The organism is Nitrospira sp. (genome assembly GCA_005116745.1).
GTDB lineage: Bacteria > Nitrospirota > Nitrospiria > Nitrospirales > Nitrospiraceae > Nitrospira_D.
This window is the reverse complement of record SWDS01000006.1, coordinates 203,036-220,878: the sequence shown is the minus strand read 5'-3', so window position 1 is coordinate 220,878 and position 17,843 is coordinate 203,036. Positions and strand designations below refer to the sequence as shown.

Genomic DNA, 17,843 nt, shown 5'->3' with positions numbered 1-17,843 from the left:
TCTCACTTTCATTTGCACTCAAACTGAATCCCCCAACGCCGCTCCTCTACGAGTTCTTGCGCCCCATCAAGGGGACTCACGACTCGAGTGCGCCCTTTGGCTTCTCCCTCGCGAACGATGCTGTAAGAACTACCACCGCATTTCCCTTTCATGAGGTCGAGGGCCTCCTGGCGGAATGACGAGAGCATCGGCCCCTGTCCCTCTTTGAATGGATAGATGACAACTCCGCCTGTGTCGTGTTGCTGAACAATCTTTGCGCCATCGGCACAGCCTCCAACGGCTAGGCACGCTGCTACCAGAATGGTTGTTAGCCAAGATGTAGTCATTACCTGGGACTGGCCCCAATCACGGTCGGCAACGGGATATGACTGCCCGTGCTTCCCCCGAACAAACTCTTCCAGGAAGCATGATCTGGTACCAGGAAGTCTTTTTCCCACAATGATCCTAAAATTCTGACGTCTGAGGACGACCCACCATCCATTGCCATCGCTTGACGCACAGCGGGAAGCGCATCTTTGAAACACTGAGCGATATCGTATAAGCGAACGGCTCCAAGGCTCTTCAAGAGAAGAATGTGTCCGGCTTTCGTCTCCGCGACAATCGTCTGATAGGCATGTTTCCCACCCTCGCGGACACGGATCTTGCCGGTCAGATCCAACAGCATTAACGCCTGTGCTGCTTCACGGTAGCCCGGTTGTTCTTCATCGAAACGCTCTGCGGTCAGATCAAGAATCCGCGCCTTCTTCAACCCCAAGGCGATCGGTTCTGCAACAAACAATCCCTGCCATGAGGTGTGGCGCCGGCTTCCTAACGGGCGCCCGTCCTTATAGAGAAGACCGAGATACGCAAAGTTTTCCCGGAACAACCCGGCATTGAATAGCACATGATGGCCCGTTCGTTTCTGCCATTCGTCGATCCTGGGCGGCTCTGAAAGCGCTTCTTGGGCGTAATGATGAACGGAGAACTTTGTACGTTCCGGATCCATGTCAACAACTAGCATGGTCGGCACAGTAGGACACACATCGCCTGGCTTCCACACCGACACCATGAGACCGTCAGATAGGCGCTCCCACAAAATATCTTGAGCTGGACACAAGTTTGGCAGTAGAACAACGCTCAGGAAGAGGATGCGCACGGCATGCTGGGTTCCTTCACACCACCAGGATCTGTTCATGACGGCCCCTACGGACATCCAGTTGGAGCAAGGAGGCAGGTCACAACAGCTCATAGTTCAGGAGCGAGTGACGCTCTGGGACTGTTCACTCGCCTCAGGCTGCTGATCGCCCCTTGTCCGCGTTGTCAGCTTCATATCCAACAACTCACGTACGGAACTTGCCAATGCTTCCGGTGTAAACGGCTTCTGTAGAAAGGCACTCGCCGGGTCGCCGGCCCCGATACCAACATCATCCGTATACCCCGATATGAAGAGCAGCTTCAATTCCGGTTTAATCACGCGAAGATGCCTCGCCAGTTCAGTCCCACTCATCCTCGGCATCACGATATCCGTAAGCAATAGGTTGAGCTTCCCAATATGCGGCGTGGCCACCAGACACGCCTCTATACCGTTTCTTGCTTCGACGATGCGATAGCCGAACTTCCGAAGCTCATCTCGGATCAGTACACGAACCTCCTCCTCATCCTCAACAAGGAGAATGGTTTCATGGCCCTCGAGCGACTGCACCGGTACGTTCTCCTCTGCTGGCACCTCAATCTCGCTAATCGCACGCGGGAGGTAGACCTCAAAACGCGTCCCCTCTCCTATCTCGCTGATCACATCCAACCCTCCGCCACTCTCGGTCACGATGCCGAACACGGTCGATAGCCCAAGTCCGGTTCCTTTTCCTTCTTCCTTGGTCGTGAAAAACGGCTTGAAGATCTGCGTCTGTACCTCAGGAGACATTCCGCAGCCTGTGTCAGACACCGATATCTTTACATACTCTCCTTGTCCGATCGGATTGGCGTGATACTTCGGCGCGTAGTCGAGATCGACCGATGTAGTCTCAATCATCAGCTTCCCGCCGGTCGGCATCGCATCTCGTGCGTTGACGACCAGATTCATCAGAATCTGCTCGACAAAAATAGGATCAGCCTTGATTCGGAGATCGTCTACACTCAACCTCAACATCAGTTGAATATCCGCTCCTATCAACCTCCGAAGCATGCTCTCACAGTTACTGAGCATGGTGTTCAAGCTCAGAACTTTCGATCCGGAAAGTTGCTTTCTGCTGAAGCTGAGCAACTGCCGGATGAGCACCCTCGCGCGCTCACCCGCCTTCTGCATTTCTTCCACCCTATGCCTCAGCGGGTGATCCAAACCCATTTCACTGAGCAGCACCTGACTCTGTCCCATGATAACCATCAGTAAGTTGTTGAAATCATGTGCCAGACCTCCCGTCAAACGGCCGACGGCCTCGAGTTTCTGGAGCTGACGAAGTTGCATCTCGCTTTGTCCCAGTGCATCCTCTGCTTGCGTTCGTGCCGCTCGTGCTTCTCGCTCACGCAGGACACGGCGCACCGATGGGACCAGTCGACCTAATCCTTCTTTGGAAATGCAATCCGTCGCACCACGATGCATGTGCTCGATACACCGCGTCTCAGCATCTGCTGCCGAGATGAAGATAAACGGCACGTCAGGAGCTGCCTGCTGAGCCACCGCTAGAGCACCTCCCTCATCAAACCCATGAATGGAGAACGCAGCCAAGATGAGGTCCACCTGGCCATCGTTCAGAGCGGAAGTAAAGGCGCGGTGAGTTTCTACCCGTCGCAGCGCACACGACAGCCCTCCCTCACACAACAGGGCCTCGATGCGATCTCCATCCTGTGGGTTCGCCTCTAGATGCAGGATTCTCAGCGCAGTCGTCATGGTAAGGTCAGTGGGTGGAACGGCAATTTTCAGGAGGGGGTTCATTAATGACACCCCAGAAAGTTCCTAGCTCTTTGACCGCGGACAAGAACTTGTGAAACTCCACAGGTTTGACGACGTAGGCGTTGGCCCCCAAGGCATAGCTCTCGGCTAGGTCACGTTCTTCTCGCGACGATGTGAGCATCACAACAGGAATCGGACGAAGATTGACGTCCGCCTTGATGGTACGCAAGACCTCCAGGCCGTTCACTTTTGGCATTTTGAGGTCAAGGAATACAACAGCTGGATTCCCTTTCAGTCGTGACTTGAATTGTCCGCGACAATATAAGTAGTCCAACACTTCAGCGCCGTCATGGCACAGCACGACTTTCTCGGAGATATGCTCTGCCTCCATGGCAGCCAAGGCCAGTTCGGCGTCTCTCGGGTTATCCTCGGCAAGTAGAATCGGCTTGGCCGCAGTCATGAGTCATGCCTCCTTGTCGGAAGCAGAACGTAGAACGTCGCTCCCTTATCAGGCACACCTTCGGCCCAGGTCCGTCCCCCATGGCGATGAATAATCCGACGAACGTTGGCGAGCCCAATACCGGTTCCTTCAAACTCATCGACTCGGTGCAGTCTCTGAAATACTCCAAACAATTTGGAGGCGTACTGCATGTCGAATCCCACACCATTGTCACGGACGAAAAGAACGATCTCGGTAGAGCTGGGACGCTCCGCACCAATCTCAATCGTCGCCATCGGCCTGGTGCTCGTGAACTTCACAGCGTTTGCGATCAAGTTCATAAAGACTTGTCGGAGCATGGCCGGATCACCCTGTACTTCAGGCAGTAGAGCGATTGTCCATGATATCTCCCGTCCTTGCAAGTCCACGCGGAGATCGGAAAGGATGCTCTTGATCAACTGATCCAGATTGACAGCGGTATCAAGCATTTCTTGCCGACCCATACGAGAGAACACCAACAAGTCGTCGATCAGCTGTCCCATCTGTTTGGCAGAGTCGGAGATCGTCTGCAAATAGCGAGCAGCCTTGTCGTTGAGAGACTGCTCAACCGCTTTCCGTAAGAGTGCGGCATAGCCGTCAATGTGTCGCAGCGGAGCTCGGAGGTCGTGGGAAACGGAATAGCTGAACGCCTCCAACTCCTTGTTTGCAGCCTCCAAGAGCTCTCCTCGCCGTTGGAGTTCCCCGGCCACACGTCGCCGTTCCGTGAGGTCATGACGAATGAGATAGTGGACCCATGCCAGCAGAACCAGCTGCAGCAATGCACCGATGCCCAGGAGTACGATGGTAGCTTTGGTCCCGGCGGATGATTCCACGATACGCCGACTTACTGCCTGTCGCTCATACACATCCATTTCCCCAATAATTTTGTGAATCACGCTAAGCTCATGTTTTCCGGCCCCTTCAAAGGCCATTTTCTTAACGGCTCGGAAGCCACCCTCCTGAAACTGGGCGATAGCTTTTGATTCAGCGTTCAGTTGCCGGTCCATCATCCGATCGAGAAGTCCTGCCCGTTGTTGCTGCTCCGGTGATTCACGGATCAAGTCATTAAGATACGTGGTGAATGTCGGCTTCTGCTTCACAACCTGCTTATACGCTTCCAGATACGACGCCTCTCCCGTCACCAGATAACGACGGTGTGTATCTTCTGCTTCACTCATCGCCACATCGATATTGTTTAGGACCTGGATGAGCTCCTGACTGCGGCCATCCAATCCCCTGTTCGCAAGTAGGATCTTCATATTGCCATAGGATACGGCGCTCACGATAAGAATCCCCACGAACACCAGGCTAAAGCCAGCTAACACCCGCTGCTCAATGGTGAGTCGGTAAAACCACGCGATAGCAGCACGGTACAGACTGGATGAGCCGGCAGGAACGGAGGATGAAGGCGCGGGTGCCTCAGTCGCTAAGGAAGGAGCCTGTGAATGATGGTTGGAAGCTGATTCCATCGATCAGGATGACTTGTATCACGAGACTTCGGCGATGGGACAGAAGCCAGACAGTGAACGCGTCTCTCACTGGTAATTGTAGCAGAACTCTTGTAAGGCGGAAGCAGAAACTACCCGCCCAGCGAAGCGCCAGGAGGAATGATCGTCACAGAAGGACCGACAAAATTGGCAAACATAAGAGTCGCGGAGACGACCCAGTCGGTGAAGGGTTGCGGGTAAATGCCGATCACCAACGTTCCGGCTAGCCCGACATAGATCACCGTCTTCATCGGACCAGAAATCGCGATCGGAGAAGGATCGATCGGCTCATTGATATACATCTGTTTCACGACGATGAGGTAATAGTACATGGAGATCACGATATTGATCAGACCGACCGCGATCAATGTATAGAGGCCTTCTTTGATAGCCGCCACGAAAATATAGAGCTTGCCGATAAACCCGGCGAGAGGTGGCACCCCGGCGAGGGACAGGAGAAATAGCAACATCGCGAACGCCAGAAACGGCGACCGTCTACCGAGGCCTCGGTAATCCTCAATCTCATCTGTTCCAATCGCTTGGCTGACCGCAATCACGACGGCAAAGGCCCCGATATTCGCAAACAGGTACGCGAGAAGATAAAACAAAATGGCATCGTTTCCCATTTTGGTGCCTGCTGCAAGACCGATCAGTACATTCCCTACTTGGGCGATACCTGAATACGCCAGCAGTCGCTTAATATTACGTTGAGCAATTGCCACAATATTGGCATAGGTCATCGAGAGGATGGACACAGCCACTAAGAGAACCACCCATAACGGCTTAAATGTTCCCAAGGCGACCAGGAAAATGCGGAGCAAGATCGCAAAGGCTGCGGCCTTTGGAGCAATCGACAAAAATGTTGTGACGGGAGTCGGAGCTCCATGGTAGGTATCGGGAATCCACGAGTGGAATGGAACGGCACCGACCTTAAATCCCAGGGCAGTAAAGATCAGCAGAAACCCAATGATCAAGCCTGGCGTTGGCTGGGCAGATGCCATGTCCGAAAACACGAGCTTGCCGGTTTCACCGTAGACAAGGCTGATCCCGTAGGCGAGTAAGCCAGCGGCAAGGACGCCTAGGATAAAAAACTTGAGCCCTCCTTCGTTCGAAGCCAAATCATCACGTAGATACGAGACCAGAACGTAGAACCCAAGCGTTGCAAACTCCAGGCTGACGAAGACGGACAGCAGATCATTGGCGGACACCATGAACATCATGCCCAGTGCCGACATGACGACGAGGCAATAATATTCCCCCCGGAAAAGCGTGAAGCGATTGACGTACTCAATCGACGCCAGGATGACGAGTATCGTGGCTCCGAGGATAACGATTTTGAAAAAGATCGCCATGCGATCCAGCACAAACATGTTGCCGAAAAGCGTGCCGGAAACATGATTCATGTCAAACCATGCCAAACAGCCAAGCGTCACGACAAGACCTGCGATACTGAGATAGGCCAGTCGCTCTTTAGGTACACGCGGAAAGGAAAAATCAACGATGAGAACCACGCAGAGCCAGCAGGTTAACAAGATCTCCGGCAATAACAGTAGAAGATCAGAGAAGGCCAAATTCAGCGAGAACGTCATTCGCCTTCTCCTCGCGAGACCTGAGACGGAAGCGGTAGGAGCTTGCTGGCCACGACCGGAACCGTGGAAGTTGTTCCTGGGATTATCACCTCACTCCGTACCCCTGACCCTTCATGGGTTTGGGCAACTGGAACCACGCGCGTAATCCTCGCCACTAACGGATCGACTCCGGACCGAACGACATCATACAAATGCATGGGGAAAATTCCGAACCCAATACTGATCGAGATCATGATCAACAAAGGGAGACGATCGACCGCAGAGATCGCATCGTGCGCATGACTGTACTTTTGGTTCATGGGACCGTAGAAAAGCCCTCGCATCATTTTGAACAGGTAGGCCAAGGTCAACACAATCCCTAGTATGGCCACGATGACTTGGAGCGGGTATTTCTCCCAACTTCCGACAATGATCATGATTTCTGCAATAAAGTTGACCGTGCCCGGCATCCCAATTGATGCCATACAGCCTACGACAAAACACACCGAGATGAACGGCATCTTGTTGGACAGACCACCTAACGACTGGATATCCCTCGTATGTGTTTGGTCATAGACCCAGCCAGCCATCGCGAAGAGCATGCCGGTTGCCATCGCATGAGCAAACATATAGATCACGGCCCCACTCAAACTGATGTAATTCAACGCGGCCATGCCTAAGAATATATAGCCCATGTGACTGGAACTGGAATAGCCGATCACGTATTTGGTGTCTTTGGCGTAAAACGCAACCAAACCGCCATACACAATGCTGAACATGCACAGGACCGCGGCGATCGGCATCAGTTCTCTGGTCGTTTCAGGGAGAATTTCGAAGGCCACCCGAATAATGGAAAAATGCCCGAGCTTCATCAACACGCCCGCATGAAGCATGCTGGTTGCAGCCGGCGCAGCCGCATGGCCGACCGGAGACCACGAGTGCAACGGCCATAGTGGAGCGATCGAGGCAAAACCGAAAAACACCAACACCCAGATGATTTTGTCCAAGGTCGTGCCGAGCACCGGAATATTCATGAGATGAGCCTGTTCACGGAGCACCAGAATGTCGAAGGTGTTCAGGCCAGAGTATTTGTAGATGAGTAAGATCCCCATCAGCGCGGCAACGGCGAACGCCGATAGAAAGAGCACCAGTTTCATCGCCGCATATTCTTTACTGTTGGAGCCAAAGTTGAGGATAAACCCAACTGAGTCCCGCAGCTTCAGACCTTCAGAATCGGTCATCTCCAAATACTTCTTCGTGTGGCTTCCCCACATCCCCAACAACAAATACATCGGAATGACGGACATCTCGTAGAAGAAATAGAGGAAGAATAGGTCGAGAGACATAAACACACCGATCGTGGCCGCGGCCAAGATAAGGAGCCAGATGTAAAACTCTTTCGCGCGGTCCTTGACATGCCACGACACGAAGATGCCGGCAAACAGCAAAATCGATGAGGCCAGCACGAGAGGCGTGCCAATCCCATCCACCCCAAGGTGGAGTGAAATACCAAGCTGTTTCGACCACTCATATTTCTGGACGAACTGGAACCCACCTTTCACCGGATCATACGCATAAAAGAGATAGAGCGATGCAAGCAGCGACACAAACGCCGCACCCGCCGCGACGCTTCGAACCAGCAGAGGTTGGCGATTAGAAATAAAAATCAATGCCAGGGCGCCTGCGAACGGCGCAAAGAGGATATAGAGCAGTGCGTATTCTCCCATCTTGTGACCTAATACCCTCTTCCAGTTCGGTTATCCTGTAGTGACACCTTCGTCTCCTGTTGGACTCGATCAACAAGTGCTTGGATCGATCCATTCATGATTCGCAGGAACGGTGACGGATACAGACCGATCCAAAGAATCATGACGGACAGTGACACCGCAATGATCTTCTCGCGCGGTTGCAGATCGTTCATGGTCCCCTTCACCGCAGCACCCAACGGTCCAAGCATCGACCGTTCGTAGTACCACAGAAAATAGGCGGCGCCAAAAATGACCCCCAAAACGGCGACAGCACCGAACCACCATTTGGCCTTGAACGCCCCCAACAAGATTAGGAACTCGCCGACAAAGCCGTTGGTGCCAGGAAGTCCGATCGACGCCAGCCCGATAATGAGAAAGAAGGTCGCTAACAGAGGCACTTGCTTCGCCATCCCGCCGAACGCCGATAACTCTGTCGTCTGTTGCCGAGAGTAGAGGAATCCGGCGATAAAGAAGAGCCCCGCCGTGCTGAATCCAAGATTGATCATTGTGAGCAAGCTGCCTTGCAGACCTTGATAATTCAAGGCAAACAACCCAACGACAACAAAGCCAAGATGACTGACGCTACTGTAGGCCAGCAAGCGTCGAAAATCGGCTTGGACCAAAGCCATCCACGCGCCATAAAGAATCGCGCAGAGCCCAAGTCCGACCACAACCATGACGACCGTCTCGCTTTTTGATGCATCCGGGAGCAGCGGAATGCTGAAGCGAATGAAACCGAACGTGCCCAGTTTCAAACCCGCCAAGACGACAGCCATTCCAATCGGCCCCTCCAAGAGCGCATCAGGCAGCCAAGTGTGAAAGGGAAACACTGGCGCTTTAAACGCAAAGCCGAGGAACATCAACCAAAAGATGACGAGTTGCTGAGAGACCGGAATCGGCACCCTCAGGAGATCCAGCAGATCAAACGAATAAGTCTGCTCCGTGTAATGCAGCAATGCCCACTGATGATAATTGATATCCAGTAACGCGATGCCGACCAGCATGAAGACACTGCCCAAGAGCGTATACAGGACGAACTTCAGCGCGGCATAGTGACGCTCGGCCCCTCCCCCCCACAGTTTGATCAGAAAGTAGCTGGGAATCAGCATCAGCTCCCAGAACACGAAGAACAAAATCAAATCCAATGACACGAACACGCCCATCGTCGTTGTCTCGAGCGCTAACAGGCACATCATGTACAGCTTGACTTGATGCCGGATCGTATCCCACGAGTACACCACCACCAGAACAGTCAGAAAAGCCGTGAGCCCCACGAACAATACGCTGATTCCATCGACTGCCAGGTGATAGCTAATGCCTAAGGCCGGAATCCATGGAACACGTTCCGTAAACTGCATGGCAGCCGATTCCGGAACGAAACGCAGCAGGACAAATACAGAGAGCGCAAGCTCAACCAGCGCAATCGTGAGGGCTGAGGTCCTGACCATGTCCTCTTCGTCGAACAGCCAGAGCACAACCGCACCGGCAACTGGGAGGAAGAGAATACAGGACAGAATCGGGAATCCGGCTGTGAGTTCTTCGAGCATGAAAGACCGTCTAACTAACTCGGTTAACGCCTACATCTGAGCAAATAGTTGAACAATAAGAACTAACAGGAACAGTCCTGCAACAATGATGGCGGCATAATGATGGACCATTCCACTCTGCATCTTCCGCCCTTCGCGAGCCGCGAGGTGATTGCCATAACCGATCACGTTGAGCCCGGCATACACGATGTGCTTCTCGATCCATGTGGAGCCAGAGGCACCCCAATCCGTCAGCCGTCCCACCCCGCGCACGATACCGTCTATGATGGTACGATCGAACCAGTCAAGCATTGCACCCAGACGCTTGAGCGGCTCAACAAAAAGAAAGTCGTAGAGTTCATCCACGTAGTATTTGTTCAATAAGACCCGATAGGCTCCTGAAAATCTCTCCGCCCATCCTTCCGCAGTCATCGGACTCACGGCATACAGGAAATGTGCGAGACCCCAGCCGAGCAACGCAATGACGATCGCGATGCACATCAGCAGAATCACCATGCCGACACCGGCCTCATGTTCAGCCCCACCCCCGACGACCGGTCCTAAAAATCCATGCAGCCAGCCTTGCTCTGGTGGAAACCCCAAGATCAATCCACCCACGATCGAGAGGAAGGCCAGGACTAGTAAGGGAGCGACCATGACCATCGGAGATTCGTGCACATGCTCGGCCGTATGAGCATCCATCCGAGACGCACCATAGAACGTCAGATAAGTCAGACGGAACATATAAAAAGACGTCATCAGGGCTCCGACAGCCGCCATGCTATACAGGAGATAGTGGTGATGGGTGAAGGCATGCGCCATGATTTCGTCTTTACTCCAGAATCCCGCTAGGGGAGGAAGCCCGGCGATCGCAATGGTGCCGATCAGAAACAGGCGATGAGTCCATGGAATTCGGTTGCTCAGCCCACCCATCTTCCGGATATCTTGTTCCCCGGATAAGGCATGGATCACCGACCCTGCCGACAAGAACAACAACGCTTTGAAGAACGCATGGGTCATGACATGAAACACCGAGGCCGTATAGGCACCGATTCCACAACCCAGGAACATGTATCCAAGCTGGCTGACAGTCGAATAGGCTAAGACGCGCTTGATGTCGGTCTGGACGAGTCCGATGGTGGCCGCAAACAACGCGGTGCCTCCCCCGACAAACGCGACCATCGACATCGCGAAGGGCGAGAGATCGAAGATGGCGTGATTACGGACGATCATGTAGACACCGGCCGTCACCATCGTCGCCGCATGGATCAACGCGCTCACCGGCGTCGGGCCTTCCATTGCATCGGGCAGCCATGTATGGAGGGGAAGCTGCGCGGACTTCCCAATCGCACCAACGAGAAGACAGAGGGCAATAGCAGTGGCCATGTCCGGAGACAGTTGCCCAACCTGGGCGAAGACCTTTGTGTAGTCAAGAGTCTTAAAGTTGATAAAGACAAGAAATATGGCGACGAGAAATCCCGCGTCGCCGATCCGGTTGACCACGAACGCCTTGGAGGCTGCTTTGGCGGCGGAAACCTTGTCATAGTAGTAACCGATCAAAAGATAAGAACAGAGCCCGACACCCTCCCAACCGATAAAAAGCACGACATAGTTGTTCCCCATAACAAGAAGCAGCATGGAGACCATGAAGAGATTCATGTAGGTGAAGAAGCGTGTAAATCCAGCTTCGCCGTGCATATAGCCGACGGAATAGACGTGAATAAGGAACCCCACACCAGTGACAACCAGCAACCAGGCGCAGGTCAAGGGATCCACCAGGTAGGCTAAATTGATCGCGAGATCACCCCCGAAGATCCACTGATAGACAATGACTTCATGGGAAACCCCTGTCCGCATGACGTCGGTGAAGACGCCGACCGTACAGAGAAAGGAGAGACCAACCGACCCCCACGCCAATCGATGGGCCAGGTCGTGAGAGTAGCGGGATCCCAGCAGTCCATTCACCAGAACCGCGAGCAGCGGAAACACTGGAATCAATTTAATGAGGAGATCAGTCAAATCGGACACAGTCTCGTGCCATTCCGAGGATGTTCACCTAGCCAACCATTGCTCACGGAGTCGGATCCTAAAGCGTACGCTTGAAAGTACGTTGAGGGCTACGAGCTACCGACTGCGCTGTTGGAGGTGATTATCCACATTCTGCTACCACTTTAATAGGTTCATTTCATCCACATTCGTGGAAATCTTGCCTCTGAACACAACGATGATGATGGCCAACCCGACGGCCGCTTCGCCCGCCGCAATCGCAATGATGAACAGGGCCACAAGTTGCCCTGCCATCGATTCCAAGTAATGTGAAAAGGCGACGAGATTGATATTGGCCGCATTCATCATGATTTCAACTGACAGCAACACAATGATGAAGTTCCGTCTGACAAGCACACCCATGAGCCCTATGATAAAAAGGACGGCACTGACGGCTGTATATGCAGACAGCGGGATCATGATCGCTCTCTCTCCGTATCGAGCTGTTTCGGCGTCTTGGCCAGAACAATCGCTCCAATGACAGCTCCAAGCAGAAAGATGCCGACGATCTCAAACTGCAAGAGATGGTCGCTGAACATCTTAATACCCACGGCGTAGGTATCCCCGTCTTGCAACACAACAGCGGCCGGCGTGTCCCCCTTCGCTCCATCAAATGGAGACCTCAGGAGGTTGTATAGAACGTAGCTGGCCCCCAAGACAGCAGGCCCCAGAACATACAACGCTGATTGGTGGAAATACCGTTCATCCGTTTTGAGATTCATCAACATCAACACAAAGAGATACAGCACCAGAATGGCTCCGACGTAGACGATGACTTGCACAGCCCACAGAAACTCCGCGTTCAGCAGGATGAACAGGCCGGAGACGTGCATCAGCAGCACAAGCAAGGAGAGCGCGCAATGCACCGGGTGCCGCAAGGTCACCGTTAAAACACCAGCGGCAATACTGACCAATGCGAAATATGTGAAAAACACTCCGACCATAGGTTCAGCTCAACTCAGATGTTTGGGCGGCGGTTGGGTCGACTTCTGTACCGACTGCGGGAAATAGTAGCGGTACTCGCGGCTCTGCTCGACATCTTTCTCTTGGTTGTGCGCATACAAATATTTCTTTCCATCATCGAGGTGGCGTTCGCCAATATCGTACAACCGCTTTTTGTCGAACAGCAGACTGCGCTTGTCGTGGGTTGAATATTCGTACATCTTGGTCATTGCCAGTGCATTGACTGGACAGGCCTCAACACAATAGCCGCAGAAAACGCATTTCGTGATATCGATATAGAATTCGCTGGCATAGCGCTGAAGTGGACGGGTCGTATCCTCCGCACTAATCACCTTGATACAATGCGATGGACAGGCAACCTCGCACAGATCGCAGCCGACACACCGCTCATGCCCATCGTCGTATCGAAGCAAGCCAAGCGCACCGCGATGCGCATCCGGAATCGTGCGCTGTTCCCGTGGATACTGAAACGTCATCGGTCGATGAAGCATGTGTCGAAACGTGACTTTCATCGCATCCCAAATCTCATAGAAGAGCGCGGCTTGAAGGATTTTTTTGGTCAGGGCTACGACACTCATCGTAAACTCCTCGCCACGAACGGGCAACCGATAGACATCCGCTTATACCTGTTCAATACTCACCCAGATCTGCTTGAACGACGGGACACCAGTCGTGGCATCAACCGACACCGTCATCAGATCCTTGACTGGCGGTTCGTTAAAATGCTCCGGGAAAAAGCACGTGCCAGGCGCAATGGACTGGTCAGGCTGTACACCAAGCTGAAGAGAGCCCCGATCCGAGATCAGACGCACCTTCACCCCATCGTGCAGTCCAAGACGTTCCATATCTTGTATGTTCATCCGCAGCTTCCCGGTGTTCGGAGCGATCATGATAAGCCCCGATGCTTGCGTCGACATCTTTCCCGAATGCATCAGCACCTGCCCCATCATCAGCGCAAAAGGCCGTGTGAGTTCCCCTGATACAGGTGACGGGCGATAACGAGCCTTGACCTCCGTCTCATAGCCGGTAGACAAATATTGGTCAGGAACAGGTGTGACGGTTCGTGGTTGACCAAGATTATAGTATCCGGGCAGCAGCTTCATAATCTCGGCTTGAATATCGTTGGCCGATTGGTATTCCCATTGACACCCCATGGCGTTGGCGAGGGCGGTCATGATGTGCCAGTCCGGCAGGCTTTCTCCAAGTGGATCCATCGCCTGACGAACGCGAAGCACACGACCTTCAAGGTTCGTAAAGGTCCCGTCCTTTTCCGCGTAGGTACAGGCTGGGAGTGCGAAATGAGCCATCTTCGCCGTGTCGGTTAAGAAAGGATCTTGCACCACCAGCAGTTCCAGCCGATCGAGAGCAGCTCGCACCTCCATTGAAGCCGGCAAGGTCGCGAGTGGATTTTCGCCGAGTACATACAACGCTTTAATCTGGCCGCTCTTACACCGCTTCAATATTTCAACGAGGTGGGCACTCGATCCGGTCGGAGGAAGTGGCGCCTCCCATGCTCTGGCAAACCGGTCCCGTGCTGCGGGATCGTCAAACCGAGCTTGCCCGGGGAAGAACTCGGGAGCCACGCCCATATCAACGGCGCCTTGTTCGTTCGGCTCCTCCGTCACCGTGTTCACACCGCAACCTGGTTGACCAAGCTTACCGGTGATCCAGGCGAGATCCATTAGTTTTAAGACGTTCTGATAGCCATTGACCCACCTGACGATCCCTTCCGCGCACAGGATGATCGACCTCGGCGATTCGGCAAAGATACTCGCAATTTCTCGGAAGGCTTCTACGGGAACGCCGGTCTGAGTTGCGAGCCGTTCCAACGAAACATCCGCCACCGAACTCTTAAGCGCTTCAAACGCCTGGGGATGTTTCCCAACCGCCTCTTCATCAACCAAGTCCCGATCGATGGTCGCCTTGACTAACCCATCGATCACGGCCCCTTCCGTCCCAGGCTTGATCAAAAACGGATGCGATGCCAACTTCCCCATATTCGTGATGGCGCTGTCGAGCGTCACCACTTGAGCCTTGTAGACCCGTATGGCTTCTTTGATTCGCACAGCAGTCAACGGGTTCGTCTCGGTAATATTGGAGCCGATCAAAATGATGGCTTTCGCTTTTGTCAGATCTTCCCAATCATTTGGCGTTCTCCCCAGTCCGACAGCATGTTGGGAAGCGAGCACAAAGTTCATATGGCCGTAGCGGGCGCTGCTATCAAGCTGGTTGGTACCAAAAGCCGTGCGCATGAGCTTCTGAAACAGATACAGCTCTTCATTCGTACAGCGGGCCGTCACGAGGCCTGCGATGGCATCAGCACCGTATTGGCGTTTGATTTCGGTCAAACGGTCTACGAGCAGGTGCATCGTGTCCAGCCAAGGTTTCTGCACCAACTGACCGCCTTCGCGGACCAGAGGCTGTGTAAGGCGGCTCTTACTATCCAAATTTTCGAACCCAAAACGTCCACGTACGCAGAGCCCACCATGTCCCTTGGCAGTTTCCGATCGGTCTCCCCACTTGTTCTTCCAAGATAATGGGGAAGTGACTCGGACCACCTCTTCATCTTTCGTTTCCAGATGGAGCTGGCAACCGTCTCCGCAGTAATTGCAGGTCGTCGTCGTCGTCTTCATCTGCCACGGTTTATACAGATACTTGGAAAACTTGTTCGTGATGGCGCCAACCGGACAGACCGCTAAACAATCTCCGCAGAATTCGCAATTGAGGGCGAGGTCGCCCTTAGCCACAACCTGGTTGAATCCACCCTTCTTCATGAACTGCAAGGCATCGATCATCAACACATCCTTGCAAACATTGATGCATTCTGCACAGGCGATGCAGCGATTCATGTTGAAGTCGAGCACGGGACTGCGTGTATCTTCAGGAATTAATTTCTGCTTGGCACTGGCCAGATTCGTCACGCCATGCTGAAAGGCCATATCTTGAAGTTCACAATGGCCGTCCGCATCACACACTGGACAGTCGAGAGGATGCACAGACAGGTGTTTCTCGACGGCTTTCTTCCGGGCGAGAAAGAGATCCTCGCCTTCAGTACGGATCACCATTCCCGCCGCCGCCTTGGCAGTACAGGACCGAACAGGAGCTTTCTTCCCCTCTTGCATGACGAGGCACATCCCGCAAGAGCCGAACGGGTCAAATGTGTAGTGGTAACACATGGCCGGGATGATCTTGCCTGTCATCGAGATGACGTCGTACAGCGACACGCCGTCCTGCGCAGTGACGGATTTTCCGTCGATGTTCAATTCAATTTTTACCGCTTCGACGTCTGGATTAGTAGCTGGCTTCAAACCCATGGTTCTTCTCCGCGAAAGGAAAAACGAGAACCGTCAAACGAAACCCTGATTTTACCTTTCACTTTGCACATCTCACGCGTCACGTTTATCGGTCACACTCGCCCATCACGATATCGTAGGTCCCGAATATGGTACAGGCATCCGAGATCATATACCCTCTGGACATGTGATCGAAGGCGCCCATGTGAATGAACGAAGGGGCTCGAATCTTGAGTCGATAGGGCTTCCCACCCCCCGTACTGACGATGTAAAACCCCAGCTCCCCTTTGTGCGCTTCTGTACCGCAGTAGACTTCGCCCGGTGGAGCATCGAACCCCTGCGAGAAGAGCTTGAACTGTTGGATCATCGCCTCTAGATTTGTAAAGACGCGTTCTTTCGGCGGCAGCGTCACGCTTGGAACATCCGCCATGACAGGCCCCTCCTGCATCTGCTCCAGACATTGCCGAATGATCTTGACGCTCTCGTAGAGCTCCATCACCCGAATCCAGTAACGATCATACGTATCCCCGTTTTTTCCGACAGGCACGCTGAACTCACACTTTGGATAGGCGCTATAGGGCTCATACTTGCGAAGGTCGTAGTCCACCCCAGATCCGCGGAGAACTGGACCACTCAGCCCAAAACTGACCGCATCTTCTGCCGAAATCACGGCGACCCCTTTGGTGCGCCCAAGCCAAATGCGGTTTTTCTCAAGAAACACTTGATATTCATCGATCTTCGGCGGGAAATAGTCGAGAAACTGCTTGAGCTTGTCGATCAACGACGGGGTCAAATCCCGCTCAACCCCACCGATTCGGTACCAGCTCGTTGTGAGGCGAGCGCCACATAGCTCGTCGAACCAATCAAGCAGGATTTCGCGATCTCGAAAACAGTAAAAAAAGACGGACATGGCTCCAATATCAAGCGCCTGGGCGCTCAGCCAAAATTGGTGTCCAATGATGCGCTGAACTTCCGCAACGATCGTCCGTAAATATTCCGCTCGTTCTGGGACCTGTAAATTTAAAAGTTTCTCGATGGCTCGGCAGTAGGCAAAGTTGTTGTACATTGCGCAGACATAGTCGAGTCGATCCGTATGAGGAATGAACTGATGATACGTGCCATCTTCGGCAAGCTTTTCTACTCCCCGGTGGAGATATCCCATCACTGGCGTGGACTTCACCAGCCGTTCCCCTTCCAGCTCTAGGATTACCTTGAGAACCCCATGGGTACTGGGATGTTGCGGCCCCATATTGAGCAAGAGCTCCTCGGTTCGCAAGGTCGGGAGCGTCTCGCTTTCCGGGTGTTCCGGGTTGACCTTATAAACAGTGGTTCTTTGATCTTCGAATGCCATGATGGGAGAGCGTCCTATCGCGGAAGTTCGTCCAGAAAATCAAACGTGTCTCGCCAGCCTTTGCCGCGAAGTGGAAAATCCTTACGCAAGGGATAGCCCTCGGTATAGTCATCCGGCATGAGAATCCGTCGAAGATCAGGATGATTCCGAAACCGGATACCCATCATGTCGAAGACTTCACGTTCCATGAAATCGGCACCCTTCCAAAGATCCGTCAAGGAATCAACAACACAATCCGATTCAGGCACCCGCGTCTTCAGTCGGATGCGATGCCGCTTCCGAATCGAGTAGAACTCCCACACCACTTCGAATCGCTCTTCATCGTCGGGCCAATCCACAGAACTCACATGGACGATATAATCGAAATCCATCCCGGGATCGTTGCGCAGAAACTGAGCCACTTCATGGAGTTTGTCTCGCGTAACGGTCACCGCCGCATCACCTCGCCACTCAGCCAAGCCAGTGACTCCAACCGTAAACGTCTGCTGAATTCGTTGCAGCAATGGATGCATACAAT

The 17,843-nt window shown here is 53.3% G+C and carries 15 protein-coding genes; all 15 read right to left on the bottom strand.

Annotated elements, in window-relative coordinates:
* Positions 1 to 8: 8 nt before the first annotated feature.
* The 15 genes from E8D52_06660 to E8D52_06590 all read right to left on the bottom strand — a co-directional run bounded on the left by E8D52_06660 (position 9) and on the right by E8D52_06590 (position 17,838).
* Positions 9 to 326 (bottom strand): hypothetical protein, encoded by a 318-nt coding sequence (locus tag E8D52_06660; GenBank protein ID TKB68673.1) that lies wholly within the window; start codon positions 324 to 326, stop codon positions 9 to 11.
* Positions 326 to 1,228 (bottom strand): hypothetical protein, encoded by a 903-nt coding sequence (locus tag E8D52_06655; protein ID TKB68672.1) that lies wholly within the window; start codon positions 1,226 to 1,228, stop codon positions 326 to 328. Before E8D52_06655 ends, E8D52_06660 begins: the two co-directional genes overlap by 1 nt.
* 3 nt (positions 1,229 to 1,231) lie before the next feature.
* Complete coding sequence (locus E8D52_06650) at positions 1,232 to 2,908, bottom strand: response regulator (GenBank protein TKB68671.1); 1,677 nt, start codon at positions 2,906 to 2,908, stop codon at positions 1,232 to 1,234.
* On the bottom strand, positions 2,871 to 3,326 hold the full coding sequence (locus tag E8D52_06645) for a response regulator (GenBank protein TKB68670.1): 456 nt from the start codon (positions 3,324 to 3,326) through the stop codon (positions 2,871 to 2,873). Before E8D52_06645 ends, E8D52_06650 begins: the two co-directional genes overlap by 38 nt.
* Complete coding sequence (locus E8D52_06640) at positions 3,323 to 4,813, bottom strand: hypothetical protein (GenBank protein ID TKB68669.1); 1,491 nt, start codon at positions 4,811 to 4,813, stop codon at positions 3,323 to 3,325. Before E8D52_06640 ends, E8D52_06645 begins: the two co-directional genes overlap by 4 nt.
* A 110-nt stretch (positions 4,814 to 4,923) precedes the next feature.
* A complete protein-coding gene (locus E8D52_06635; GenBank protein ID TKB68668.1) occupies positions 4,924 to 6,420 on the bottom strand; it encodes an NADH-quinone oxidoreductase subunit N in 1,497 nt (498 codons plus the stop codon).
* Entirely contained in the window at positions 6,417 to 8,126 is a 1,710-nt protein-coding gene (locus E8D52_06630) for an NADH-quinone oxidoreductase subunit M (protein ID TKB68667.1), read from the bottom strand. Before E8D52_06630 ends, E8D52_06635 begins: the two co-directional genes overlap by 4 nt.
* Before the next feature lie 8 nt (positions 8,127 to 8,134).
* Positions 8,135 to 9,694 carry an NADH-quinone oxidoreductase subunit M gene (locus E8D52_06625; protein ID TKB68666.1) on the bottom strand — a complete coding sequence of 520 codons (1,560 nt, stop codon included), beginning with the start codon at positions 9,692 to 9,694 and terminating at the stop codon, positions 8,135 to 8,137.
* Between the two features lie 30 nt (positions 9,695 to 9,724).
* The gene (nuoL, locus tag E8D52_06620; protein TKB68665.1) at positions 9,725 to 11,701 is read right to left on the bottom strand and encodes an NADH-quinone oxidoreductase subunit L; all 1,977 of its coding nucleotides are present in this window, start codon (positions 11,699 to 11,701) and stop codon (positions 9,725 to 9,727) included.
* Positions 11,702 to 11,836: 135 nt separating this feature from the next.
* Positions 11,837 to 12,139, bottom strand: coding sequence for an NADH-quinone oxidoreductase subunit NuoK (gene nuoK, locus E8D52_06615; GenBank protein ID TKB68664.1), 303 nt, complete (start codon positions 12,137 to 12,139; stop codon positions 11,837 to 11,839).
* A complete protein-coding gene (locus E8D52_06610; protein TKB68663.1) occupies positions 12,136 to 12,663 on the bottom strand; it encodes an NADH-quinone oxidoreductase subunit J in 528 nt (175 codons plus the stop codon). Before E8D52_06610 ends, nuoK begins: the two co-directional genes overlap by 4 nt.
* A 9-nt stretch (positions 12,664 to 12,672) precedes the next feature.
* Positions 12,673 to 13,260, bottom strand: coding sequence for an NADH-quinone oxidoreductase subunit NuoI (gene nuoI, locus E8D52_06605; protein TKB68662.1), 588 nt, complete (start codon positions 13,258 to 13,260; stop codon positions 12,673 to 12,675).
* Between the two features lie 42 nt (positions 13,261 to 13,302).
* Positions 13,303 to 15,996, bottom strand: a complete 2,694-nt coding sequence (locus E8D52_06600; GenBank protein TKB68661.1) for a 2Fe-2S iron-sulfur cluster binding domain-containing protein — start codon at positions 15,994 to 15,996, stop codon at positions 13,303 to 13,305.
* Positions 15,997 to 16,081: 85 nt separating this feature from the next.
* The gene (gene nuoD / locus E8D52_06595) at positions 16,082 to 17,329 is read right to left on the bottom strand and encodes an NADH dehydrogenase (quinone) subunit D (protein TKB68660.1); all 1,248 of its coding nucleotides are present in this window, start codon (positions 17,327 to 17,329) and stop codon (positions 16,082 to 16,084) included.
* 11 nt (positions 17,330 to 17,340) lie between these two features.
* Entirely contained in the window at positions 17,341 to 17,838 is a 498-nt protein-coding gene (locus E8D52_06590) for an NADH-quinone oxidoreductase subunit C (protein ID TKB68659.1), read from the bottom strand.
* Positions 17,839 to 17,843 lie beyond the last annotated feature (5 nt).